25 protein-coding genes, 2 tRNA genes and 1 riboswitch are annotated in these 24,354 nt (G+C 42.4%); of the genes, 7 read left to right on the top strand and 20 right to left on the bottom strand.

Going from position 1 to position 24,354, the window contains the following annotated elements; translation table 11 throughout:
• Nucleotides 1–289 precede the first annotated feature (289 nt).
• The 10 genes from PG766_RS14075 to PG766_RS14030 form a co-directional block, all read right to left on the bottom strand.
• Nucleotides 290–379 (bottom strand) — tRNA-Ser (locus PG766_RS14075).
• Nucleotides 380–607: 228 nt separating this feature from the next.
• A tRNA-Ser gene (locus PG766_RS14070) sits at nucleotides 608–693 on the bottom strand.
• Nucleotides 694–781: 88 nt separating this feature from the next.
• Complete coding sequence (ispD, locus tag PG766_RS14065; RefSeq protein ID WP_008373678.1) at nucleotides 782–1,489, bottom strand: 2-C-methyl-D-erythritol 4-phosphate cytidylyltransferase; 708 nt, start codon at nucleotides 1,487–1,489, stop codon at nucleotides 782–784.
• A 42-nt stretch (nucleotides 1,490–1,531) separates the two neighbouring features.
• Nucleotides 1,532–2,563 carry a tRNA (adenosine(37)-N6)-threonylcarbamoyltransferase complex transferase subunit TsaD gene (gene tsaD, locus PG766_RS14060; RefSeq protein WP_008373677.1) on the bottom strand — a complete coding sequence of 344 codons (1,032 nt, stop codon included), beginning with the start codon at nucleotides 2,561–2,563 and terminating at the stop codon, nucleotides 1,532–1,534.
• Between the two features lie 26 nt (nucleotides 2,564–2,589).
• Nucleotides 2,590–3,498 (bottom strand): ribonuclease Z, encoded by a 909-nt coding sequence (locus PG766_RS14055; RefSeq protein ID WP_008373675.1) that lies wholly within the window; start codon nucleotides 3,496–3,498, stop codon nucleotides 2,590–2,592.
• Nucleotides 3,492–3,743, bottom strand: a complete 252-nt coding sequence (locus tag PG766_RS14050; RefSeq protein ID WP_055158650.1) for a hypothetical protein — start codon at nucleotides 3,741–3,743, stop codon at nucleotides 3,492–3,494. Before PG766_RS14050 ends, PG766_RS14055 begins: the two co-directional genes overlap by 7 nt.
• 140 nt (nucleotides 3,744–3,883) lie before the next feature.
• Entirely contained in the window at nucleotides 3,884–4,348 is a 465-nt protein-coding gene (rimI, locus tag PG766_RS14045) for a ribosomal protein S18-alanine N-acetyltransferase (protein ID WP_270247322.1), read from the bottom strand.
• Nucleotides 4,341–5,078 (bottom strand): tRNA (adenosine(37)-N6)-threonylcarbamoyltransferase complex dimerization subunit type 1 TsaB, encoded by a 738-nt coding sequence (gene tsaB / locus PG766_RS14040; RefSeq protein WP_055158647.1) that lies wholly within the window; start codon nucleotides 5,076–5,078, stop codon nucleotides 4,341–4,343. Before tsaB ends, rimI begins: the two co-directional genes overlap by 8 nt.
• A gap of 1 nt (nucleotide 5,079) precedes the next feature.
• Nucleotides 5,080–5,511: a tRNA (adenosine(37)-N6)-threonylcarbamoyltransferase complex ATPase subunit type 1 TsaE gene (tsaE, locus tag PG766_RS14035; RefSeq protein ID WP_022220008.1), complete on the bottom strand. Its 432-nt coding sequence runs from the start codon at nucleotides 5,509–5,511 to the stop codon at nucleotides 5,080–5,082.
• A gap of 15 nt (nucleotides 5,512–5,526) precedes the next feature.
• Nucleotides 5,527–6,039 carry a YcxB family protein gene (locus tag PG766_RS14030; protein WP_055247568.1) on the bottom strand — a complete coding sequence of 171 codons (513 nt, stop codon included), beginning with the start codon at nucleotides 6,037–6,039 and terminating at the stop codon, nucleotides 5,527–5,529.
• Between the two features lie 162 nt (nucleotides 6,040–6,201).
• Nucleotides 6,202–6,351: riboswitch (FMN riboswitch) on the top strand.
• 113 nt (nucleotides 6,352–6,464) lie between these two features.
• On the opposite strand from PG766_RS14030, the gene PG766_RS14025 reads away from it, so the two are divergent.
• A complete protein-coding gene (locus PG766_RS14025) occupies nucleotides 6,465–7,109 on the top strand; it encodes an ECF transporter S component (protein ID WP_270591054.1) in 645 nt (214 codons plus the stop codon).
• A gap of 118 nt (nucleotides 7,110–7,227) precedes the next feature.
• On the opposite strand, the gene glgD is transcribed toward PG766_RS14025, so the two are convergent.
• The 6 genes from glgD to PG766_RS13995 all read right to left on the bottom strand — a co-directional run bounded on the left by glgD (nucleotide 7,228) and on the right by PG766_RS13995 (nucleotide 13,907).
• Entirely contained in the window at nucleotides 7,228–8,346 is a 1,119-nt protein-coding gene (glgD, locus tag PG766_RS14020) for a glucose-1-phosphate adenylyltransferase subunit GlgD (protein ID WP_117824531.1), read from the bottom strand.
• Nucleotide 8,347: 1 nt separating this feature from the next.
• Nucleotides 8,348–9,487 (bottom strand): glucose-1-phosphate adenylyltransferase, encoded by a 1,140-nt coding sequence (locus PG766_RS14015; protein WP_117559255.1) that lies wholly within the window; start codon nucleotides 9,485–9,487, stop codon nucleotides 8,348–8,350.
• 223 nt (nucleotides 9,488–9,710) lie between these two features.
• Nucleotides 9,711–10,244: a hypothetical protein gene (locus PG766_RS14010; protein WP_270591052.1), complete on the bottom strand. Its 534-nt coding sequence runs from the start codon at nucleotides 10,242–10,244 to the stop codon at nucleotides 9,711–9,713.
• Entirely contained in the window at nucleotides 10,235–10,918 is a 684-nt protein-coding gene (locus tag PG766_RS14005; RefSeq protein WP_008373654.1) for a DnaJ domain-containing protein, read from the bottom strand. The genes PG766_RS14010 and PG766_RS14005 overlap by 10 nt, the downstream gene beginning before the upstream one ends.
• Nucleotides 10,899–11,750 (bottom strand): DUF5685 family protein, encoded by an 852-nt coding sequence (locus tag PG766_RS14000; RefSeq protein WP_055247562.1) that lies wholly within the window; start codon nucleotides 11,748–11,750, stop codon nucleotides 10,899–10,901. Before PG766_RS14000 ends, PG766_RS14005 begins: the two co-directional genes overlap by 20 nt.
• A 3-nt stretch (nucleotides 11,751–11,753) precedes the next feature.
• Complete coding sequence (locus tag PG766_RS13995; protein ID WP_270591050.1) at nucleotides 11,754–13,907, bottom strand: Tex family protein; 2,154 nt, start codon at nucleotides 13,905–13,907, stop codon at nucleotides 11,754–11,756.
• A gap of 172 nt (nucleotides 13,908–14,079) precedes the next feature.
• Between PG766_RS13995 and PG766_RS13990 the strand changes: the two genes are divergently transcribed.
• Nucleotides 14,080–14,688, top strand: a complete 609-nt coding sequence (locus PG766_RS13990; protein ID WP_022220003.1) for a TetR/AcrR family transcriptional regulator — start codon at nucleotides 14,080–14,082, stop codon at nucleotides 14,686–14,688.
• Between the two features lie 126 nt (nucleotides 14,689–14,814).
• On the opposite strand, the gene PG766_RS13985 is transcribed toward PG766_RS13990, so the two are convergent.
• A complete protein-coding gene (locus PG766_RS13985; protein WP_270591049.1) occupies nucleotides 14,815–15,846 on the bottom strand; it encodes an aldose epimerase family protein in 1,032 nt (343 codons plus the stop codon).
• A gap of 325 nt (nucleotides 15,847–16,171) precedes the next feature.
• Between PG766_RS13985 and PG766_RS13980 the strand changes: the two genes are divergently transcribed.
• Nucleotides 16,172–18,004 carry an NAD(P)-binding protein gene (locus PG766_RS13980; RefSeq protein WP_117824527.1) on the top strand — a complete coding sequence of 611 codons (1,833 nt, stop codon included), beginning with the start codon at nucleotides 16,172–16,174 and terminating at the stop codon, nucleotides 18,002–18,004.
• Nucleotides 17,998–19,734 carry a [FeFe] hydrogenase, group A gene (locus tag PG766_RS13975; RefSeq protein WP_173826416.1) on the top strand — a complete coding sequence of 579 codons (1,737 nt, stop codon included), beginning with the start codon at nucleotides 17,998–18,000 and terminating at the stop codon, nucleotides 19,732–19,734. The genes PG766_RS13980 and PG766_RS13975 overlap by 7 nt, the downstream gene beginning before the upstream one ends.
• 185 nt (nucleotides 19,735–19,919) lie before the next feature.
• Here the strand turns inward: PG766_RS13975 and PG766_RS13970 are convergent, their stop codons facing one another.
• Genes PG766_RS13970 through PG766_RS13960 form a run of 3 tightly spaced genes read right to left on the bottom strand, consistent with a single transcriptional unit; the run spans nucleotide 19,920 to nucleotide 21,575 of the window.
• On the bottom strand, nucleotides 19,920–20,513 hold the full coding sequence (locus PG766_RS13970) for a cytidylate kinase-like family protein (RefSeq protein ID WP_117559265.1): 594 nt from the start codon (nucleotides 20,511–20,513) through the stop codon (nucleotides 19,920–19,922).
• A gap of 17 nt (nucleotides 20,514–20,530) precedes the next feature.
• On the bottom strand, nucleotides 20,531–21,223 hold the full coding sequence (locus PG766_RS13965) for an LrgB family protein (protein WP_117559267.1): 693 nt from the start codon (nucleotides 21,221–21,223) through the stop codon (nucleotides 20,531–20,533).
• Complete coding sequence (locus PG766_RS13960) at nucleotides 21,216–21,575, bottom strand: CidA/LrgA family protein (protein ID WP_022220001.1); 360 nt, start codon at nucleotides 21,573–21,575, stop codon at nucleotides 21,216–21,218. Before PG766_RS13960 ends, PG766_RS13965 begins: the two co-directional genes overlap by 8 nt.
• 167 nt (nucleotides 21,576–21,742) lie before the next feature.
• Here PG766_RS13960 and PG766_RS13955 point away from each other — a divergent pair, with 167 nt between their 5' ends.
• From PG766_RS13955 to PG766_RS13945, 3 genes are all read left to right on the top strand, one after another.
• Nucleotides 21,743–22,657, top strand: a complete 915-nt coding sequence (locus PG766_RS13955) for a diacylglycerol/lipid kinase family protein (RefSeq protein WP_117824526.1) — start codon at nucleotides 21,743–21,745, stop codon at nucleotides 22,655–22,657.
• Nucleotides 22,658–22,674: 17 nt separating this feature from the next.
• Nucleotides 22,675–23,496 carry a glycerophosphodiester phosphodiesterase family protein gene (locus tag PG766_RS13950; protein WP_070098648.1) on the top strand — a complete coding sequence of 274 codons (822 nt, stop codon included), beginning with the start codon at nucleotides 22,675–22,677 and terminating at the stop codon, nucleotides 23,494–23,496.
• 116 nt (nucleotides 23,497–23,612) lie between these two features.
• On the top strand, nucleotides 23,613–24,284 hold the full coding sequence (locus PG766_RS13945) for a phosphatase PAP2 family protein (protein WP_117824525.1): 672 nt from the start codon (nucleotides 23,613–23,615) through the stop codon (nucleotides 24,282–24,284).
• Nucleotides 24,285–24,354: the final 70 nt, after the last annotated feature.

Here is a 24,354-nt window from a genome sequence, read left to right as displayed (position 1 = left end):
ATTTTCAGGGTTTGTTGTCTATTGTTCAGTTATCAATGTTCATTTTTGTTGTTGCCGTTTCATGCGATAGCTTTTATATTATATCAAAGTGTTTCATGTTTGTCAACAACTTTTTTTATTTTTTGTTCTGCATTTAAAACTTTCATTTCTCATGCATCAGCTTGTTTATAATAACATCCGTTTTCCTGAATGTCAAGCACTTTTTTCGACTTTTTTCACATTTTCTTGATCTGTATTTTACATTCAATATTATGTTTTATCGATTACTGCTTTTTAGCTTTGAACAAAACGGAGAAAGAGGGATTCGAACCCTCGCGCCGCTATTAACGACCTACTCCCTTTCCAGGGGAGCCCCTTCGGCCAGCTTGGGTATTTCTCCAAAACGTCCGTTATTTAATATACACGATTCTTTCTTTTTTGTCCAGTACTATTTTCAAGTTTTATATATTACTCACTTACAAGATTAAATTCCACTCTCATGTGGAATTTAATCTTGTAAAATAATGTAACTTCAAAGGCAAATCTTACCTTTTTTCATTTCACCTTTTTACTCCCCAAAAACCAAGCCGAACAATAAAAAAAGCAGAATATATTGTTCTGCTTCAACCGGAGAGGGTGGGATTCGAACCCACGCGCCCTTTCGGACAAACGGTTTTCAAGACCGCCTCGTTATGACCACTTCGATACCTCTCCGCATTTATTAAGTTGTTGCTGTGTATCAGCGACAAGATAGATAATATCATAGTGATACATTATTGTCAACACTTTTTTTAAATTTTTTTCAATTTCTTTTTTTGATCAGGCTTTCTGCTAATATCAGATCTTCTGGCGTTGTAATCTTTATATTCTCATACGAACCTTCTACCAACTTTACTGCACAGTTTTCCATACGCTCTACAACCATCGCATCGTCTGTTATCCCTGTTTCATTTTCTTCATTTTCCATCAATTTAAAATATGCATGACGAATCAATGCAGTCTCAAATACCTGCGGAGTCTGAATACACCACACAAATCTTCGTTCCGGTGTATTTACTGCGAAATCATTCTCATCTACAATCTTTACCGTATCTTTCGATGGCATTCCTGCCACACATGCCCGGTATTCTTTTACCGCCTGGTAAGTTCGTTCTATGATCGATTCATCAACAAACGGACGCGCTCCATCATGAATAAAGACATAACCTTCCGGTTCTATTTCTCTTAGTGCTTTATATACAGATTCATACCGTTCTTTTCCACCAACCACAATTTTGTTAACTTTTGTGATTCCATAAGCTTCTATAATATTTTTCCGGCAATAATCAGTCTTACCTTCTCCTGTCACAAGAACAATTTCATCAATAATCGGAGATGCTGCAAATGCAGCAAGAGAATAGTAAAGTACAGGCTTTCCGCATATTTCCAGATACTGCTTCTGTATTTTTGTACCCATCCGGCTTCCTTTTCCTGCTGCCAGTACTACTGCTGTACATTTTTCCCTGTTCATATTATTCTCTCCTTTTTACCTGCATTTCGTGGATCGCCCACTCTATCTTTCGCCAAGTTTCAGATTCGGGACTGCATTCAGATCCCATCCATGTCTGGTTCCATTTATGTATTCATAATAAGCCGCCACACCGATCATTGCTGCATTATCTGTACAGAAAATCGGTGACGGATAGTAAAATTCTATTTCATTCTTTTCACATGCCTGTTTCATTGCTGCACGAAGACTACTGTTTGACGCCACGCCTCCCGCAATTGCAAACTTATTAAGTCCATATTCTTTTACTGCATGCATTGCATTGTCTACCAGCACATCAGTAACTGCTTTCTGGAAGGATGCAGCAATATCAGCACGGTTGTATTCAATCCCTTTCATCTTGCAGCCGTTAATATAGTTTAAAACTGCTGACTTCACGCCACTGAAGCTGAAATCATATGGGGAATCTTCGATATGCGCACGTGGAAATGGGATTGCATCTGGATCCCCCTCTTTTGAAAGCTTATCAATCTTCGGTCCTCCCGGATATCCCAGGCCAATTGCTCTAGCCACTTTATCAAAAGCCTCTCCTGCCGCATCATCTCTGGTTCTTCCAAGAATCTCATAAGTTCCATAATCCTTGACGCATACGAGATGCGTATGTCCCCCAGACACAACAAGACACAAGAACGGTGGTTCCAGTTCCAGATTCTCAATATAATTTGCAGAAATATGCCCTTCAATATGATGAACTCCAACAAGTGGTAACTTTTTCGCATATGCGATTGCTTTTGCTTCTGCCACACCGACAAGAAGCGCACCAACAAGCCCCGGACCATAAGTTACACCGATTGCATCAATATCATCCAGTGTAACCTCTGCATTTTCCAGAGCCTCTTCTATTACCTGATTAATCTTTTCAATATGCTTTCTCGATGCGATTTCCGGAACCACACCACCATATAATTTATGTAGATCTATCTGTGATGAGATCACATTTGACAACACCTGTCGTCCGTTCTTTACAACGGCTGCTGCCGTTTCATCACAGGAACTTTCAATTGCCAGTATTAATATATCCTTTTTCTCTGTATCCATATTTTTCCTTCTCTCTACTGCTTTGCTTATTCCGGGAAATCCAGTTCTGTTGTCATACGGTCTTTTCCTGCGATCGCATGTGGAAAGATTGCCCGCACTTCATCCATATATTCTTCCGGATGGCGCAGGGACGGGCTGTAATGCGTAAGCCACATTTCTCCTACCTCCGCCTCTTTTGCCAGGTTTGCTGCCTCATAAAAGGTCATATGCTTATATTCTACTGCCTTTGCCGCTTTTTCTTTTTCTCCGTACATTCCTTCGCAGATAAACAGGTCTGACCCTTTTGCATTCTTCCGGATAGAATCCGTCGGTCTTGTATCTGTACAATAGGTAAGCTTAATTCCTCTTCGAGGTGGTCCAAGGACCATCTCCGGCGTCAGTATTCTTCCGTCAAGCTCTACTGTCTCACCTTTTTGAAGGTGTTTCCAGTATTCCTTCGGGATTTTCTGTTCTGTTGCCCTCTGCACATCAAATTTGCCGGCACGGTCGATCTCAATCGTATAACCGTAACAGATCACATTATGTTTTACACGAAATGCTTTCAGACGATATCCATCCATCTCAAAAATCTGTTCTGGCTCTGTAATTTCTCTATAGTGGATTTCAAATGGCAGTTCCGGCGCGATCACTCGCAAAGAACTCACCACTCTCTCCAGACCTTTCGGTCCAATCAGAGTAAGCGGTTCCTTTCTGTCCGCATTTCCCATTGTAAGAAGAAGTCCCGGAAGTCCGCTGATATGATCTCCATGATAATGTGTAAAACAAATTACATCGATCGGTTTAAAACTCCATCCCTTCTCTTTTAACGCAATCTGTGTGCCTTCACCACAGTCAATCAGCAGCTGGCTGCCGTTATATCTTGTCATAAGTGCGGTCAGCCATCGATAAGGAAGCGGCATCATTCCACCGCTTCCAAGCAAACATACATCTAACATTCTAACTCCTGTTCTCCATATACCGGAATCTGGAAAGATGCTATCCAGGTATCATAACATTCCTCACAGATATCAAATCGATGGAGTTCTCCGTCTTTGTGCGAAAAATATCCCCATCTTTTTTCAACTGTAAGCATCTCTTCCTCCGGTATTCCATTTTTTATTGTGATTTCTTTTTTACATTTATTGCACACAATCTTTGTGACTGTATTTTTTTCTGTCTGAATTTTTTTATAATTACGCATCTTACTTCCTCCTGAGTATCTTTGCAAAAAAGACTGCCATTTCATTTTTCATCTCTTTCTATGTTCAGGTACATTATAACGTCACAGACTGACGCCTTCCAGTGGGAAGTCTTGTATATTCTTGCGATTTCTTCCATTTTCTAAACCATACGGCTCATCAGGATTGCATCTTCCGGATTTTTCCCTCCGTAATAGAACTTTCGCTCTCCATCGATTCCAAATTTGTTTTTTTCATAAAAAGCAATCGCTGTCTGATTACTCTTACGGACATCAAGAAGCATTCTTTTCAGTTGCTTTTCATGGCAGATCTGTTCCATAAATCCAAACAGCATCTGTCCAATTCCTCTGCGTCTTTCAGATTCAGCAACTGCAATTCTTGCAATCTCGCATTCATCCAGAACATAATAACACAGAAAATATCCCAGCAGGGTATCCCCTTCCATTGCTGCCGCACAAAAAGTATGCTTCTGTCTGACAGTTGATCTCACTTCATGATAACTCCACGGATCCGGAAATACGTCTGTTTCCATCTGCGCCACCTGTTCCATTCGTTCTCTGTCATTTTCTGTTATCAAAGTAATTTCTATGCCATCTCTATTACTCATGTGTTTTTTCTGCTTTCAGACGTTCTTCTCTTTCCCGTTCTGCCTGTGATACACGCAGATAATCCGGTTTGTGTTCCATTGCGGTTTCTGTTTTTCCTTCTTTATAATACTGAATTCCAAGCATACCGACTGCTGCAGCTCTCTGCTGGTTCATATGTGCCGGTGCAAATGCAATATCATGATTCGTCATCAATTCCTTCTCCAGCCTGTCTTTATGCACCGGTACACCGTCTCCAAGAAAGATCACTGGTTTTCCATAAGTACAAAGTTTTTTGGCAAGTTCATCGATTTCGACTGCCATCTGTGCTTCCAAAACCTGCAGTTTATCACCGTCCATCTGATAAATACCAGTATATACCTGATTTCTTCTTGCATCCATGATCGGACAAATGATCCTGTCTGTATAACACAGATTATAAGCAAGTCCGTCTACTGTCGGAATGTGAATCAAAGGCTTCTTCAGTGCCAGCCCCAGTCCCTTTGCAGTTGCTGAACCAATTCTGAGTCCGGTAAATGATCCCGGTCCTCCTGCTACCGCAATCGCATCAATCGTATCCAGATTCATATCCGTCATCTTCACGATTTCATCCAACATCGGTAATAAGGTCTGTGAATGTGTCTTTTTATAATTGATCGTATACTCTGCAATCGTTTTGGAAATTTCGTTTTCTTCTTCAACTACTGCGACAGTTGCAACAAGTCCCGAACTGTCTATTGCTAAAATGCGCATATTATTCTCCTCTTTTCTCTACCGTAATCCGGCGGAAATCAAATCCCTGTTCCAGATCTTTTTCTATCGTGATCTCTGTCCGGTTCGCCGGAAGAATCTCATCGATCAGGTTCGCCCATTCGATCAGGCTTACACCGTCTCCATATACATAGTCTTCAAAACCAATCTCGTCCATCTCTTCAATGTCACCAATCCGATACACATCAAAATGATAGAACGGAAGTCTTCCGTCATCATATACCTGGACTATGGTAAAGGTTGGACTGCTGATCGGTTCTTCAATCCCCAGTCCTTTTGCCAGTCCCTGGGTAAATACGGTCTTTCCGACGCCGAGATCTCCTACCAGTGTATAGACTTCTCCTGCTTTTGCATGACTCCCGATCTTCTTACCGAGATCATAGGTTTCTTTGGCACTTCTTGTTTCAATTATCATCTTCTGGTCTGCCTCCTAATTTGCACTGACGTGTCTGATATTGACTTTCTTGGCTGGCATATGTGTAGAAATCATCTGCACTGCTGCCGCATACTGTTCTCCCAGGGATTCTCTTGGAAAAATCAGTGCTCTTACCTTTGTTACATATATAATTACAGACTGACCGGTTGAAACTGCCTTCCGGAAATCTCCCCATTCATTAAGCACACTTTGTTCATCCTGTGAAATGCGGATTCCTTCTTCGTTAAGTTCATAACTAATCGGTTTCTGAAACATCGGGGAGCGCATTACCTGTTCTGCCGCACGTGCTTTTAAATGAAGTGGGTTTCCGATCAGAAAAATTGCGGCAAACAAAAAGAACGTTGCTGCTGTACTGTAGCTTCCAAACATGCATTGTCTGATTCCCAGCACCAGTGTTACACCACCGAAAATCACACCAACGATTCCACTAAGGCTTGTGTAGGAAGTATAGAGCATAAAATCAAACATGGCTTTTTTTGTCATTTTTACTTCAAACTTTATATTCATTCATTTTCCTCCATATCAGATTAAGTCACACCGATTATATCATACCGAATCTTTGGAAACAAGTCGTTACTGCTCACTCCGGGTTTAGAAAAACACTGTCTTTTCTTAACTTGTACTTGTATTTTATATACGCCTGCGCTATAATGTGTTCAAATGAACAAGGAAATTCTTCGGGGTAGGGTGACTTCTTATCGCTATAGTATAAGCAGAATTCCCAACCGGCGGTTACAGTCCGCGACCTGTCAGATTTCTGACAGCTGATTTGGTGCAATTCCAAAACCGACAGTAAAGTCTGGATGAGAGAAGAAAAAGTGATTTTGCAAATAATCCCCCCGACGTATTACGTCGGGGATTTTTTTGCATAGGCTTTCGAAGATTTTCCTCCTCAATTCATCTGATTATGTCAAGAGAAAAGGAGAGAAAAAATGAGTACAGATGTAATGACAAACCCAAAAACAACAACGAAAGAAAAAAAACGTATCAGCACAAAGGTAATTGCACAGATTGGTGTGCTCGGAGCAATTGCTATGGTTCTGATGTTATTTGATATTCCACTTCCATTTGCACCAACCTTTTACAAAATTGATTTCAGTGAAGTTCCGGTCCTTGTCGGAGCATTTACCATGGGACCTGTAGCCGGCGCTTTGATCGAACTGGTCAAAATCCTGTTGAACCTCCTGATCAGAGGTACATCAACAGCTGGTGTTGGAGACCTCGGAAATTTCCTGATCGGATGTGCAATGTGTATTCCGGCTTCCCTGATTTATCAGAAGTTACATTCTCGCAAGGGTGCGATCATCGGTATGGTAACAGGAACTATTTTTATGACAATTGTCGGATGTTTTATCAATGCATACCTTCTGCTTCCGGCATACGCTGCTGCATTCCATATGCCGATCGACGCACTGGTTGCCATGGGAACCGCAGTCAACAGTCATATCAACAGTCTTCTGACTTTTGTTTTACTTTCTGTTGCACCTTTCAATCTGCTGAAAGGTTTCCTGGTATCATTGATCGTATTCCTGATCTACAAAAAGATCAGCCCGATTTTACAAATGGGACGCGAATAGATTATAATTTTACAAAGCAGCAAAAGGGGTTCGTTATGAGCCTCTTTTTTTATGAAACCAAAAAACAGAGAGAAGTCTGCCCAAACCGGCATTCTTCTCTCTGTTGAATTTCTTTTGATTATAAAGTATCGTTTCTTCTTACATATCCTGGTTTTTCCGGATCTGCAATCAGTTCCTTTGCATGGACAATCCTTGCACTCTTGTCCACTACCTGTGCTTCGATCCGTGCATCCGCTCCAATTACAACTCCCGGAAGGATAACACTGTCTTTGACAACTGCACCTTTCTTAATTACACAGCCACGTCCGATTACCGAATTCTCAACAGTACCCTCGATTAGACATCCATTGGAAATTACTGACTTCTTGACACTTGCTCCTTCGTAATACTTTGTTGGGCAGGAATCATTTGTTCTTGTGTAAATTGGCCAGCTCTTATCAAACAAAGTCACTGCATTCTTCATATCGATCAGTGATAAGTTTGCATTATAGTAGCTCTTGAAATCTGTGATAGATGCAAAGAATCCTCGATGTGACACTCCACGTATATCCAGTTCACTGCAAGCCATATTCACAATATCATTAAGTGTGAACATGGAAGAAATCTTTCTTCCCTTTTTGACCAGTTCCATGAACAGATCTTTGCGCATTACATATGTATCCATGAAAATATTACGGTTTTTCGCGTTGCCATGGTTCGGTTCTAATGAAAGAACACCTTTCTGCTTGTTCAGATTAAGTGTTGAACAGTTCAGATAGTATTCTTTTGCATTATCCACACTGTGATATAACAGGGTAATATCTGCACCGGATTCAATATGTGTCTTAAGTAATTCATCATAATTCTGTGTATAAATCATATAACTTGGCGCAATAACTACATATGGATATTTTACAGCTTCAATGCACTCCATATTTTCTTCATATGCCGCCAGGTCATTATTGTATACACTCCATTCTGCATTTTCAAAATCAGAATAAAGAATATGAAGACGTCCACTCTTTGAGTTGATATTGTAATGACGTCCTGTTCCAAGATGTTCTGTAAGAGAACGTGGTTTTCTTCTTACATAAACCTGAATATGTTCGATTTCACTGTTGCTCATATTAGAGATTTGGAAATCAATAACTCTGTATCTTCCAAGGAATGAAACAGCACCAACCGGACGGTAATTCTGCATCTCTCCTACCCGGATATTGTTGCCGGCAAAACTTACGATTCCAAATGCCTGTGCCATATTACTCATCCCCCTTAACACGTTTTGATACTAATTCAATATGTTCGCTGTCTGCTGATCCGACAACTGCATTTTTGCCAATCTTTACGCCATCAGCCACAAGCGCTCTTGTTACAACTGCACCTTCTTCTACTTCAACGCCCGGCATCAGTACACTGTCAATAATCTGTGCGCCTTCGCCGACTTTTGCACCTGTAAACAATACAGAATTCTTGACTTTTCCATTGATCACACAGCCCTGGTTGATAAATGCTCTTTCAATCTCTGCTGTCGGACCAACATACTGCGGAAGCGCAGTTGTATCCTCTGTGTAAATCTTCCATGAATCATCATTCAGATCAAGTTCATTTTTATTGTTGATCAGATCCATATTTGCTTCCCACAGGGAATCGATTGTTCCGACATCTTTCCAATATCCTTTGAACTTGTATGCGTAGAGCTTTCTTCCATCATTCAGCATAGTCGGAATAATATCTTTTCCGAAATCATGATTGGAATCCTGATTTTTCATATCTGCAAGGAGCATCTTTCTTAAAAGCTTCCAGTTGAATATGTAAATACCCATGGATGCCAGATTGCTCTTTGGATTCTCCGGTTTCTCTTCAAACTCTACAATTCTTCCTTCATCGTCCGTATTCATAATGCCAAAACGGCTTGCTTCCTTCATCGGAACCTCAATGACCGCGATTGTTGCATCTGCTCCAGTCTCTTTATGATAATCAAGCATCTTATCATAATTCATCTTATAAATATGGTCACCGGAAAGAATCAGTACATATTCTGGTGCAAACATGTCCACAAAATCAATGTTCTGTGAAATTGCATCTGCTGTTCCTCTGTATACATCCAGGTCCGCATCTGCTTTTTCACGCGGTGGGAGTACATAGACTCCGCTGTTCTGGGCATCTAACCCCCATCTGCGGCCTGCCGCTACATAACTGTTAAGTAAAATAGACTCATACTGTGTCAGGACTCCTACATTATCAATTCCGCTGTTGGCACAGTTGCTGAGTGGAAAATCAATGATTCTGTATTTCCCACCATATGAAACCGCAGGTTTGGCTACTTTATTTGTAAGCTCGTGAAGACGACTTCCTCGTCCGCCTGCCAAGATCATAGCAAGCATATTATTCTGCTTCATAAGTGAATCCTCTCTTTCCTATTTGTCCTGTCTTATATTATACAATTTTTCTGTTAAATTTTCCACTTTTTTGTGCAAAAAATACATAAAAAATTATATTTTTATTATTATGATGTGTTCGAGGATTATGGGAATTGCGTAGCAATAGAGCAATCCGGTCACATCAGTGAGCAACAAAATTTACTTTCGACACTCATATCATCATTATTGTACTATATATGCTTTAAAATCCGAATTTATGTCTATTTTCTTTCCATATTTTCCCCATTGCATATTCATACGTCTTATCAAAGACAAAAAGTATAAATTGTCCGAATACAACAGACATAAGCATTATTCCTTTTACGGTCTTTTTTTCAGATAACATACTCCAGAAATATATTAAACCCGGAATATAAAATACATTAAATACCAGATATTTCATGAGCCAGAAAAAGTTACGGCTTCTGATCCATCCAGAAGCTCTTCCAGAAAAATGCCATATTGTTTCTATAATTAGAATATAAAATCCCATAAATGCATAGGAAACCACATATAATTTATTCGGAGACAGAAGGATTGCCAGCAAAATTCCAGCCAGTAAAAAGCCTGCCCCGCTTTTCAATCCAAATTCCTGAATCACAATCCCGACAAAGAAGGACGCCGCCGCCAGTAAAAAAAGGGTATTCGTTTCGATCACACTGCCAAGCGCAATCCCCACTTCTGTCAGTGCAAGCATAACGCCTGCAAATGCAATCTTTTTTGTATTTAGATGCATGGACACAGATCTCCTCCCATACATTCACATAATGAATCTGCGATCCACAGATCACAGCACATATTTCCAGTTCCACACGGAGAGGAATTACGATTGCCATATCCCTGACCAAACGGATTACTATTATATCTCTGTGCTCCCCAGTTCAGCTGGTTCATCAGCTCTCTGTACTGCGGGTTATTCGGGTCCATATTCACTGCCTGCGCAGCATAATCCCTTGCCAGCACATTGTTACCGACGCCTGCGTTGGCCATGGAACTTGCATAATACCACTGTGCCGTCCGGTCATTCATACGGTTCAATACATTGATCGCATCCTGATATCTGCGGTTATTGATAAAATTGAATGCCGCCTGCATCTCCGGATTCATATTATTGTACTGCTGATATCTGCCATTGCCATAAGATTGATTCCCATAGGAATTATTACCATAAGAATAGTTCCCTGAACCCGCGCCGTATCCGTAATTATATCCTCCATTCGCCCGCTCTTTCATAATTTCATCATAAGCTTCCTGTACTTCTTTGAACTTTTCTTCAGCAAGATCCCGAAGCGGATTATCCACATTGGCATCCGGATGATATTTCCGGCTCAGTTCTCTGTACGCCTTTTTTATCTCCTCTTCCGACGCATTTGGTGATACGCCAAGCACCTCATAAGGATTCTTTGTCATCTTCCTTTTCCTCGCTTTTCTTTTCTTGTATCTTTCTGTAATGTTTCCATACGCCATCATACAGGATATTCCGCAGGATATCCACGTCCAGTATACATGGCAGAATTTCAAAATTTCTTGCGCATTCGCCGATCATCATGCACAGAATGTCTCTGCATCTTTCTTCATATCCGGCTTCTTCATGCATCTTTTTTAATGGATTATAAGTTCCTTTTTCCAGGTCCTTATCCAGATCTTCGTAAGCATCCATAATGTAAATATATTTGCCCAGATAGAAACCGATCCCTCGAAGCTGCTGTTCCCAGCAGTCTTCTTTATATACCATCATCTCTTCCATCAGCCGGCCAAAACAGCCTGCCGGATAGTCAACTTCCTGTATACCCTGACTTTCATATTCCGAAAGCTTTGCCATTTCTTCTCTGATCACACGACTCTGCCTTGGATATTTCCGAATTGCTTTTTCTACTTTTCGCTTCAAGGCCATACTCCCGAGAAGCCCTGCTACTTTCTTCTCATCCTTCCAATCATCTTCCAGATGATAATACGCCATGATCAGATTCATATCGGCCGCATACTCTGTGATCTCATTTTCCAGCATTGGCTGTGGCTTTAACGGATGCATCTTACAGCGATGGCTTTCTGCCTTTGTTTCACTTTCATATAAAGAAGTAAGTAAAATGATCACAAATGTCATATCATAGGCAAGCGTAAGCTGACCTGCGCTGCCATACTGTCTCTTCAGCGACTGACAAAGACCACAGTAATACGCTTTATATTTATGATAATCTTTTACTTTTAATTCCGGCTCATTCGCCGTCACATATCCGAACATGTATTACTGAATTCCTCTCATTGTAAGCTGGATCCGCTTCTTCTGTAGATCAACGCTCATCACCTTTACATCTACAACATCTCCTACGCTGACTGCTTCCAGTGGATGCTTGATAAAACGATCCGTGATCTGGGAAATGTGCACCAATCCGTCCTGATGCACTCCAATATCGACAAATACACCAAAGTCAATGACATTTCGCACGGTTCCTTTCAGAATCATTCCTTCCTTCAGATCCTTCATATCAAGGACATCCGTCCTGAGAATTGGTTTCGGCATCTCATCTCGTGGATCACGCGCCGGTTTTTCCAGCTCTTTGACAATATCCCGAAGGGTGATCTCTCCTATTCCAAGTTCTTCAGCGAGCTTTTTGTAATCTTTGATGGCAAGAGACAGACCTGCAAGTTTGCCGCCTGCAATATCTTCCGGCTTGAAGCCCTGCTTTTCAAGAAGCTTTCCTGCCGCCTCGTAAGACTCCGGATGTACACTGGTTCCGTCAAGTGGATTGGTTCCGCCCTGGATCCTCATAAATCCGGCACACTGCTCAAATGCTTTTGGTCCAAGTTTTGGTACTTTGAGAAGTTCTTTTCTATTCTCAAATTTTCCATTTTCTTCCCTGTAGGCAACAATATTTTTCGCAAGGGTTCCGGAAATACCGGAAATATAAGAAAGCAGCGGAGCCGATGCAGTATTTAGGTCCACACCGACTTTATTTACGCAGTCTTCTACCACACCGCCAAGTGCTTCTCCTAATTTTTTCTGGTTCATATCATGCTGATACTGCCCGACACCGATCGACTGCGGATCGATCTTTACCAGTTCGGCAAGCGGATCCTGAAGACGTCTTGCGATGGATGTCGCGCTTCTCTGCCCGACATCGAATTTTGGGAATTCTTCTGTAGCAAGTTTACTTGCTGAGTACACAGATGCTCCCGCTTCATTTACGATCACATACTGCACTTTTTCCGGAATCTCTTTTAACAGTTCTACAATAAACTGTTCTGATTCTCTGGATGCTGTTCCATTTCCCAGGGAAATCAAAGAGATGTGATACTTTGGAATAATCTTTTTCAGCAGATCTTTTGCTGCCTGGATCTTCTTCGGAGTCGTAGGCGCTGTCGGATAAATTACAGTCGTGCCGATTACTTTTCCGGTCGGATCTACCACAGCAAGCTTGCATCCGGTACGGAATGCAGGATCCCATCCAAGCACAACCTGTCCGACGATCGGCGGCTGCATCAGAAGCTGCTCCAGATTCTTTCCAAACACAAGGATTGCGCCATCTTCTGCTTTTTCCGTCAGTTCGTTTCTCAGTTCACGCTCGATCGCCGGTGCGATCAGCCTCTGATAGCTGTCGGCCACAACCTCTTTCAAAACCGGTGTTGTGTATGGATTATCCCTGCGGATCACTTTCTTTTCCAGATAACGGAGAATTTCCTCTTCCGGTGCTTCAATCTTAACACTCAGGAATTTTTCTTTTTCTCCACGGTTGAGTGCCAGCACACGGTGTCCGGCTACTTTGCTGACCGCTTCTGTAAAATCATAATACATCTCGTATACAGATTCTGCTTTTTCGTCTTTTGCAGCAGAAACCAGCGTACCCTTTTTGAACGTCAGATCGCGGATCCTCTTTCTGTAATCTGCCTCATCTGAAATATTTTCTGCAAGAATATCTTTCGCACCGTCAATCGCTTCCTGCACATTTTTCACGCCCTTTTCTTCAGAAACATATTTTTCTGCCTCTTTTTCCAGGGGCTCCTTACTATTCTGAAGAGAGATCAGAACCGCCAGTGGTTCCAGACCTTTTTCTTTTGCAATTGTCGCACGGGTCCGGCGTTTGGGTCTGTACGGACGATAAAGATCGTCCACCAGAACCTGCGTCTCTGCTGCCACGATCTGTGCTTTCAGCTCAGGTGTTAACTTGCCCTGTTCTTCAATACTTGCAAGAACCTGTTCTTTTTTCTCTTCCAGGTTCCGCAGATAGGTCAGTCGTTCATATAATTTACGAAGCTGTTCATCATCCAGTGTACCGTGTGCTTCTTTTCTGTAACGCGCAATAAACGGAATGGTATTTCCTTCATCGATCAGCTTTACAGCCGCATCTACCTGCCACTTTTTTACGCCCAGTTCTTCTGTTATTTTCTGGTTAATATCCATTGATATCCAATCCTCTCTTTTTGTTCGCTATGGATTTAATGATACCATGTCATCTCTTATTTTTCAATTCCCGTTAAAATTACAGAGTTCGCTCGGTTTTCTTGTCTTTTTCTATTAAATATGCTATACTACAGTTAATCTGACTGAAAAGTTTTAAGAAAGGATTAACCAAATGTCAAGCGATATTGAAAAAGAACCTCTGTCCAGACAACAGAAAAAATCAAAAGAAACCAAAGCACGTATCTTTCATGCAGCCAAGACAATTCTGCAGAAGCAGGGATACGATCAGCTTTCCATAAAAAATATCTGTGATGAAGCAGGTGTCTCCAACGGCAGCTTCTATCATCATTTTAAAACCAAAGATGATCTTTTATCTTATTATATTGAAGAACAGCCAAGCATCAATCCGGATCTTCTGGATACGCCGGAAGATGCAGATGAGGCAAAGATCGGTATCATCCACGTTTATCTGAATTACGCACAGTACTGCCGGGAACTCGGAGTAGAATTCATGTCCAATTACTACACACCGCGCAACCAGGCACTGAACCCAACGATCCGTACCGAGCGACCGTACCCAATCCTTACCGTAGAGAATTATCTTCGCAAAGCGATTGATGCCGGCATCATTGCGCCAAAGATTTCCCTGGATGAAATCTGCACTGATATCCGTATGCTGGTTATCGGAAATGTATTTGAATGGTGTCTGCATAACGGAGAGACTGATTTTGAAGGTAATATCCGCCGTTCGATCGGGCATTATCTGGATGGCATTTTCTGATTTCACAGATATACCACAGCGTAAAATGAATTTTTCATATTCCTTCGCTGATTTTTTACAGCACATATTTTCAAAAAAGGTGTCATGGATTTTTATGTCCATGGCACCTTTTCGGCTTATCTGTTGTTATATAAACTTGTACATCGTTGTTGTTTCGTAAGTTTCGCCCTTCTTGCATACCGGCCCGGCAAAATTCTCTTTATGGATTGCATCCGGGAAGAACTGTGTCTCGAAGCAGGCTGCCTGGCGTTTGTGGTAATGCGCCCCGCCTTTTCCTTTGGCATCAACAATAAAGTTGCCTGTATAAAGCTGCATTCCCGGAAGGTCTGTATAAACTTCCATAGTGATTCCGCTCTCTTCCGAGGACATCTCTGCCACTTTCGCAAATTCTCCTTTATTGTTCAGAACCCAGTTATGATCATATCCTTTCCCGAAATTCAGTGCTTCATAATCTGTCTCGATTTCTTTGCCAATTGCTTTCTTTGTGCGGAAATCCATCGGTGTTCCTTCTACCGGTGTGATCTCGCCTGTCGGAATAGACTCGGCATCGGCTCTGGTAAATGCATCTGCATCAATCCATACTTCCTGATCCAGTACATCTCCTGATGCATGTCCATCCATATTAAAATAGCTGTGATTTGTCATGTTGATCAGAGTATCTGCATCCGGAACTGCATGGTAAGCGCTCTTCACTGCATTGTCTTCTGTCAGAGTATATGTTACCTCAATATGTACAGCTCCCGGATATCCCTGATCGCCATCCGGACTGTCCAGTTCAAATGTAATATGATCATCTGCGGTTTCTTTTACCTTCCACATTCTCTGGTTATAAAAATCCATTCCGCTGTGGAGGTTATTGCCATTATCATTCTTTTCAAGCTGATAGGTCACTCCGTTCAGTTCAAAGGATGCTCCTCCGATACGGTTTGCACTTCTCCCGACAATTGCACCGAAGAACAGATCTCCTTCTTCATATCCTGCTGCCTCATCATATCCAAGCACAACATCACACGGCTTGCCTTCTTTGTCCGGTACGATCACCTGTACCAACGTTGCACCGTAATCGGATACTGCAATCTCCATTCCGTTTTTATTTGTGAGCGTATATAATTTTGTCTCATCACCTTTAACTGTTGCACCAAAATCTGTTACTTTCATTTCTCCTGTTCCGCCCTTTCTGTTAATTGTGCCTGTAAAACAGACATCTCTTTTACAGGTGTTATTGTACCATAATTTTTTTATTTTTTGCACCCTTTATCGTTGTTCTGTTATTTTGTGCATATTGCTGATATTTTTTATCATTTTGTGACAAAATTAACTTATTTGTCTATTTATTAACTTTGCTTGCAAGATTGTACTGAAATGCATACAATATCATTATAAGTGTGTCCATAGAGTTGGTCTATAGCATTCAGATGTTTTCCCTATAATTTTTCTTCATCTGATCTATGGACTGGCAAAAAAAGTTAAAGGAGAAAAAGCTATGAGTAGACTTGAAATCACTGCACCGGACAAAGCCCAGCTGGTTATCGAAGGGCTCTACAAAGATCTGGAGCGAAGAATCGAATCCAGTCCTCCGGGACTGTGTCCTGTAGACATGACTCGTGCTTTCCTGGAGATGTGTCATACACACACCTGCGGAAAATGTGTGCCGTGCCGTATTGGTCTGTGGCAGCTGAAGAACCTGCTGACCGATGTTCTGAACGGGGATGCAACTATGGAAACATTAGACCTGATGGAAGAACTTGCTCTGTCAATCATGGAAGGAGCTGACTGCGCGATCGGGTATGAAGCAGCTCATATGGTTTACAAGAGCCTGATGGGATGTCGTGAAGATTATGAAGAACATGTGCGCCAGGGAAGATGTACCTGCCAGTATGCACAGCCTGTTCCTTGTGTATCTCTGTGCCCTGCACACGTAGATATCCCGGGATACATCGCTCTTGTCGGAGAAGGACGTTATGCAGATGCGATCCGTCTGATCCGCAAAGATAATCCGTTCCCGACAACCTGTGGATTTATCTGTGAACATCCTTGTGAAGCACGCTGCCGTCGTAATATCGTGGATGATGCAGTCAATATCCGCGGGCTTAAGAGAATGGCTGCGGATTATGCAGGAAAGGTTCCACCTCCGCCATGTGCTCCATCTACCGGAAAGCGCATCGCTATCGTAGGTGGCGGTCCTGGTGGATTAAGTGCGGCTTACTATCTGCAGCTTATGGGACACCAGACAACTGTATTCGAGATGCTGCCTGAGCTTGGTGGTATGCTCCGTTATGGCATTCCAAACTATCGTCTTCCGAAAGACCGTCTGAACGATGACATCAACGCCATCCTCGAGACCGGCGTAAAAGTAGAATTTGGCAAACGTATCGGAACTGATATGACAATCCAGAGCCTGCGTGAAGAATATGACGCAGTCCTTATTACAATCGGTGCAAGTACCGATAAGAAACTTGGTATCGAAGGTGAACACTCAGAAGGTGTCCTTTCTGCTGTTCAGTTCCTTCGTGATGTAGGAAAGAACCAGAACCCGGATCTTACCGGACAGGAAGTAGCCGTTATCGGTGGCGGTAACGTATCTATGGATGCTGTCCGTACTGCAAAACGTCTGGGTGCTAAAAAAGTCAGCATCGTTTACCGTCGCCGCGTGGCAGATATGACTGCACTTCCGGCAGAGATTGAAGGTGCTGTTGCAGAAGGAATCGAAGTACAGACTCTGATGGCTCCTTCCCGCATCGAAACAGATGAAAACGGTCACGTAAAAGGAATCTACGTTACACCACAGATGATCAGTAAGATCAAAGACGGTCGTGCAAGTGTACGTCCGACAGGTGCTCCTGACGTATTCATTCCATGCCAGACACTGATCGTTGCGATCGGACAGGATATTGAATACCAGCACTTTGAAGAAGCCGGTGTTCCTGTACAGAGAGGTAAGATCTTAACCGAAAAATACGGCGGATTCGATAACATTCCGGGTGTATTTGCCGGTGGAGACTGTGCTTCCGGTCCTGCATCCGTAATCAAAGCTATTGCTGCTGCAAAAGTAGTAGCTGCTAACATAGACGAATACCTGGGATATCACCACATTATCAGCTGTGACGTTGAGATTCCTGAAGCGCGTCTTGATGACCGCCCGCCGTGCGGAAGAGTAAACATGACCGAGCGTGAAGCCTGCGAACGTGTCTGTGACTTTAACGGTGTAGAAAACTGCATGTCCGAGGCAGAAGCGAAACAGGAAGCCAGCAGATGTCTGCGTTGCGACCACTTCGGCTACGGCATTTTCAAAGGAGGTCGTGAAACATTATGGTAAATCTTACAATTGATAATATAAACGTATCTGTCCCGGAAGGTACTACTATCATGGATGCTGCCAAAATGGTGGATATCCCGATTCCAAAGCTCTGCTATCTGAAAGATATCAACGAGATCGCAGCCTGTCGTGTCTGTGTTGTTGAACTCGAGGGAATGGAACGGCTGGTAACTTCCTGCAACAACGTAGTAAAAGAAGGCATGGTAATCCATACAAACAGCCCAAAGGTTCGTACAGCCAGAAGACAGACTGTACAGCTTATCCTTTCCCAGCACGACTGCAAATGTGCTACCTGTGTCAGAAGTGGTAACTGTACTCTGCAGAGTCTTGCAAATGACCTGAACATCATCGAAATACCATTTAAGCAGCGTCTGGAAGAATTCCCTTGGGATAAAGAATTTCCGCTGATCAGAGACTCACAGAAATGCATCAAATGTATGCGCTGTATCCAGGTCTGTGACAAAATCCAGGATTTACATATCTGGGATGTGACAAGTACTGGTTCCCGTACTACCATTAATGTAACCGGCAACCATAAGATCTCCGAGGTTTCCTGTTCTCTGTGCGGTCAGTGTATTACTCACTGCCCGGTCGGCGCTCTGCGCGAACGTGATGATACAGAGAAAGTATGGGATGCAATCGCTGATGACAAGAAAGTCGTTGTTGCACAGGTTGCTCCTGCTGTACGTGCTGCATGGGGTGAAGCTCTTGGTCTTTCCCGTGAAGAAGCAACTGTCGGCAAGATCATGGATGCTCTGAAGAAAATGGGTATTGACTATGTATTCGATACCTCCTTCACAGCAGACCTTACTATTATGGAAGAAGGAAATGAATTCCTGCAGAGATTTACAAAAGGCGAATTAAATCTTCGTCCGATGTTTACCTCCTGCTGCCCTGGATGGGTACGCTTCCTTAAATCACAGTACCCACATCTGGTGCCACAGCTTTCAACAGCCAAATCACCACAGCAGATGTTCGGTTCTGTTATGAAGAGCTATTTTGCAGAATCCATCGGTGTGAAACCGGAAAATATGTTTACTGTATCTATCATGCCATGTGTTGCCAAAAAAGGCGAAAGTAACATGGAACTGTTCTATGGTGAATATGCCGGACACGAGACAGACGTTGTACTTACAACTCGTGAATTGACACGCATGATCCGTTCTGCACATATTGATCCTGCTTCTTTGGTTGATCGTGAATGCGATCCTCTGATGAAAGAATGGACCGGTGCCGGTGTTATCTTCGGAACAACAGGTGGTGTTATGGAAGCAGCACTTCGTTCTGCTCACTACCTTGTAACCGGACGTAACCCTGATCCGGATGCATTCAAGATTGTCCGCAATCCTGGTGGACAGCCAGGTGTTGTTGAAGCTGAGATCCAGCTTGGAGATGCTACTGTTCGTGCTGCTGTTGTCAGCGGACTCGGAAACACACGTAAACTGATCGAAGCAATCGAACATGGTGAAGTACATTATGATTTTGTAGAAGTTATGGCCTGCCCTGGCGGATGCGTCGGCGGTGGCGGTCAGCCAATCCATGACGGAGAAGAACTTGCACGGACACGTGGTGAAAATCTTTATTTCCTTGATAAGAATGCACCACTTCGCTTCTCACATGAGAACCCGGATGTACTCCGTCTGTACCGTGATTTCTTTGAGAAACCGCTTTCTCACAAGTCACATATGTTGCTTCACACGGATCATAACGCATGGGAGATGCCTAGATAAATCAAATTTTGCCCTCTAAAAGATTGTAACGAATATATAAATAATTTATGGAAGCCACGTATTCTATAAACTAAGATATAGAAATTGAGCCCTTCTATATCTCTAAAATCCAGAAATGGGAAATGACCTGCCATGTCATTTCCCATTTCTGGATTCAACAAACTAGTATATTCTTTTTATACCTTCTAAGCTCTGTCAGCTTCTTCTGTCATCTTCTTATAATACAGAATCAGATCTGCTGCCTGTTCATAGGACAACTCTGTAGTGCTGACCGAAAGATCATAATTCTTCGACATTCCCCATTCCTGTCCGGTATAATCCTTACGAAAAGCGCTTCTTTTCTCATCCACATCCTGGATCTTACGTTTCGCTTTCATTCTGCTTGTAATATGATCACGCTCTTTCACGCGTTCAATTCGTGTTTCCATATCTGCATGGACAAACACACTAAAAGCTTCTTCTCGGTTTCTCATCAGATAACCTGCGCACCTTCCCATAATAATACATGGTCCTTCTTCCACAAGCTCTTCAATCAGCTTAAATGGATATGGCTTCTTCTTCGGTTCTGCAAAATTCATTGCGATTGAATAAAGAAGGCTGTCCACCGGCTGTTCATCCAGATACTCCTGCATTTCTTTCTCGTATCCACGCATCTTTGCAATTTCAAACAGCTTCTCTTTATCGTAAAACGCATAACCGGTACGCTTTGCCAGCAATTCACCGATTTCATGTCCGCCGCTTCCATATTCCCGTCCGATACAGATAATTGTTTTCTCCATATTCTGCACACTCCTCTCTAATACAGGTGATAGAAAATCAATGAACCTACAACCGTCATCAATCCGGCCACTGCAATAGAAAGACTGCTCATTGCTCCTTCAATCTCTCCGATTTCCATTGCCTTTGCCGTTCCCATAGCATGGGAAGCTGTTCCGATTGCCAGTCCTTTTGCAATCGGATGCTCAATTTTGCAGAGCTTACAGATTCCCTCTGCAAACATATTTCCAATAATCCCGGTAATTACGATCGCAGCAACTGTAATCGTCACAATTCCACCAAGCTCTTCTGAGATTCCCATACCGATCGCTGTGGTAATTGATTTTGGAAGAAGCGTTACATAGAACTGCTTCTTCAGGTGGAACAACATAGAAAATACCCATACACCGGCAAGGCTGGCAAATACACCTGTTGTAATTCCTGCAATGATCGCTTTCAGATTCTTCTTAAGAAGATTCATCTGCTGATAAAGCGGAATTGCAAGACAGACTGTAGACGGTGTCAGAAGGTAGCTCAGTACATTCGCTCCCTTATCATAAGTATCATAATCAATTCCAGTCACTTTTAGCACGATAATTACAAAAACAATCGAAACAAGAAGTGGATTGAAGATACCAATTTTTAACTTTTTACGCAGAAAAATTCCTGCCTCATATCCAAAAAGACTGATCGCCATACAAAAAAAGGTCGATCCATGCAGCATATTACTCATCCTTCTTCTCCTCTTTCTTCAGTACAAACTGAGCAGTTCTTCCACTCACGCCCATAACCAGCACTGTTGTCACTACAATTGTAACCATAATCGGGACAAGAACCGGTTTTAAGTCTCCCCATGATACCATCAGACCTACTCCTGCAGGGATAAAAAGCATCGGCATGATTTCAATCAGAAATCCACCGGCCTCATCAACTGCTTTCAAAGGAATTACTTTTGTCTGCAAACCTGCCAGCAAGATCAGCAAGCCATAAATACTTGCAGGAACCGGTAGTGGAAGGATTGCATGCAAAAGCTCTCCTGCAAAAGAAATCAATATGATAATCAAGAATTGTCTTATAAATTTCACAGTATTACCTCCATTTATTTTATGTTCATTTTTTAACACATGTACCAGAATAGCACTTTTAACACTCTGCCTCAATAAATTTTTGCATTTTTATTGTTTTTTTGACAATATTCTCTCATTCCGATGCTAGAATGAAACTAAATTTACAGAAGTGAAGGGATGACTTTATGTATCATTTTATAGCCAATCCTAACGCCCGCTCGGGTCAGGGACTTGCACTATGGGAAAAGATTAAATTAAAGCTGATAGCAGAACATATAGATTACCAGATCCATTTTACACATCACCGGCATCACGCAACGGAAATTGCCGCCGAGCTTACCGCCTCCGGGGATCCTGTTACGATCGTTGTACTTGGTGGTGATGGAAGTGTGGATGAAGTAATCTGTGGTCTGCAGAATTTAAGCCTGGTTACCCTCGGTTACATTCCGATCGGCTCTGGCAATGATTTTGGCCGGGGACTTGCCCTTCCATCCGATACCATGAAAGCTCTGGATCTGGTACTTCATTCTGAACAGACGCGCAAGATCAATCTTGGTGTATTGCACTATCATGACAAGGTTCATCGTTTTGCCGTCAGTTCCGGAATCGGATACGATGCAGCTATCTGCCATCAACTTTGTATTTCCAGGGTTAAAGTCTTTTTTAACCGGCTTGGTCTGGGCAAACTTGCCTATGCAGCCTGCTCACTCTACCGTCTGCGCCGCTGTCAGCCAGATGAGATGGAAATTCTTCTGGACGATACCAAAAGTCTTCATTTTAAACGGGTTTTCTTTGCCTCTGCATTTAATCTTCCTTATGAAGGTGGTGGATGCAAATTCTGCCCGGATGCCAAACCGGATGATGATCTGCTGGACTTTATTGTGATTGCAGATGTTCCCAAAATTATTGCTCTTGCAATTCTGCCGACTGTGTTTTCCGGAAAGCATACCCGACTTCCAGGCGTACATATCTTCCGCTGTAAAAAAGCAGAAGTACACTCAAAAATAGCACTTCCGGTACATTCTGACGGCGAACCGATTTATCTCCAGAAGGATGTTTCGTTCTCTCTCGAATCTGAGACACTGAAAATTATTACATAAAAGAAGGGGACTTTTCTATGCTGTTGTTTTGGATTCTTTTAACTGTTGTTGTATGTTTTTTCTTATATTTATATATGATCATGCCGAATACTTCCCGCCGAAGCAAAATCCTCCCTTATCTCAAGCGGGATTATGCCCATCGCGGACTACATGATTCTTCCCGGCTGATTCCCGAGAATTCTATGCCGGCATTTCGTGAGGCAGTAAAACAAAATCTTGCCATCGAACTTGATATCCATCTCACCCGTGATGGAAAAGTAGTCGTATTCCATGACGAGTCTTTAAAGCGGATCTGCAATGCCGAAGGGACAGTTGAGGGTTCCACGTTTGATGCGCTACAGCACCTGCATCTTTCCGGAACTTCGGAGCATATGCCACTTTTTTCAGATGTCCTTCGCTATGTCAATGGGCGGGTTCCTCTTCTGATTGAACTGAAGCTTCCGGACAGCAATATGAAGCTCTGTCCTGCCGCATGGGATATTTTAAAGGATTATAAAGGACCTTATATGGTCCAGTCTTTCAACTCCCTTGGAATCCGATGGTTTCACAAGCATGCGCCTCAGGTTCTTCGTGGACAGCTTTCTTCTGCCCTGACTCGCACGAATCCGGAAAATCCTTTTCTGGCGCGCTTTTGTGTACAGTTCCTGCTGACCAACCTGATCTGTCGTCCGGACTTTATTTCTTATAAACTTGCAGATGCCGGCAATCCTTCCGTCTGGCTGAACCACTATCTGTACCGTATTCCGATGGCAGTCTGGACACTCCGCAATCAAAAAGCTTATAAAACTGCACGGAATAAATATGATATGTATATCTTTGAAGGTTTCTCCGTAAAATAGAGAATAGAAAAAAATATGAATGTTTTATGAAGTCTGTTGTCGAGAAAAATTTTTAATGTTATACTACCTCTAGTAACAAGAAAGAAACATCTTCACCCGAAGGAGCTGATTTTATCATGAGTCATATTTTAAAAAAATTAAAGACACTGATGCATACATACAGCCATGCATGGGTATTACTATATGCTTTTATTTATTTTCCATGGTTTACTTATCTGGAACGCCATGTGACCGACAATTATTTTGTAATCCATTCGATATTCGATGACTACATCCCGTTTTGTGAATATTTCATCATTCCGTACCTGCTGTGGTTTGCTTATATTGCAGTCACACTGGGATATTTGTTCTTTAATGATAAACAGGGATTTTACAAAGCCTCCGCAATCATGTTCAGCGGTATGACCATTTTTCTGATCATCTGCACGGTATTTCCGAACGGATTAAACCTGAGGCCGGAAGTATTTACGCGTGATAACTTCTGTATCGAGCTGGTTAAACGGATCTATCAGACGGATACACCTACGAATGTGCTTCCAAGTCTTCATGTATACAACTCTATTTGTTGTTACATCGCAATTTCCCATTGCGAGAAGCTTCAGCACTCCAGACTGATCCAGAAAGGATCTCTTGTTTTAAGCATTCTGATCATTCTGTCAACCATGTTCCTGAAGCAACATTCCGTAGTGGATGTAGTTGCTGCATGTGTGATGGCATATTTCATGTACTCACTAATTTATGCACAGGAAGGTGCAAAGTCACCACGGCTTGCACGTCAGGTGATTTAAACACTTATAATTATTTTGTTTGATCCAAAGAAAGGACATCGCATTTCGCAAAATCGAAAAGCAATGTCCT

It is taken from the genome of Coprococcus sp. LG101-27 (assembly GCF_027695515.1).
Classification (GTDB): Bacteria; Bacillota; Clostridia; order Lachnospirales; family Lachnospiraceae; genus Allocoprococcus; species Allocoprococcus comes.
This window is presented reverse-complemented; position numbering and strand designations above follow the sequence as displayed.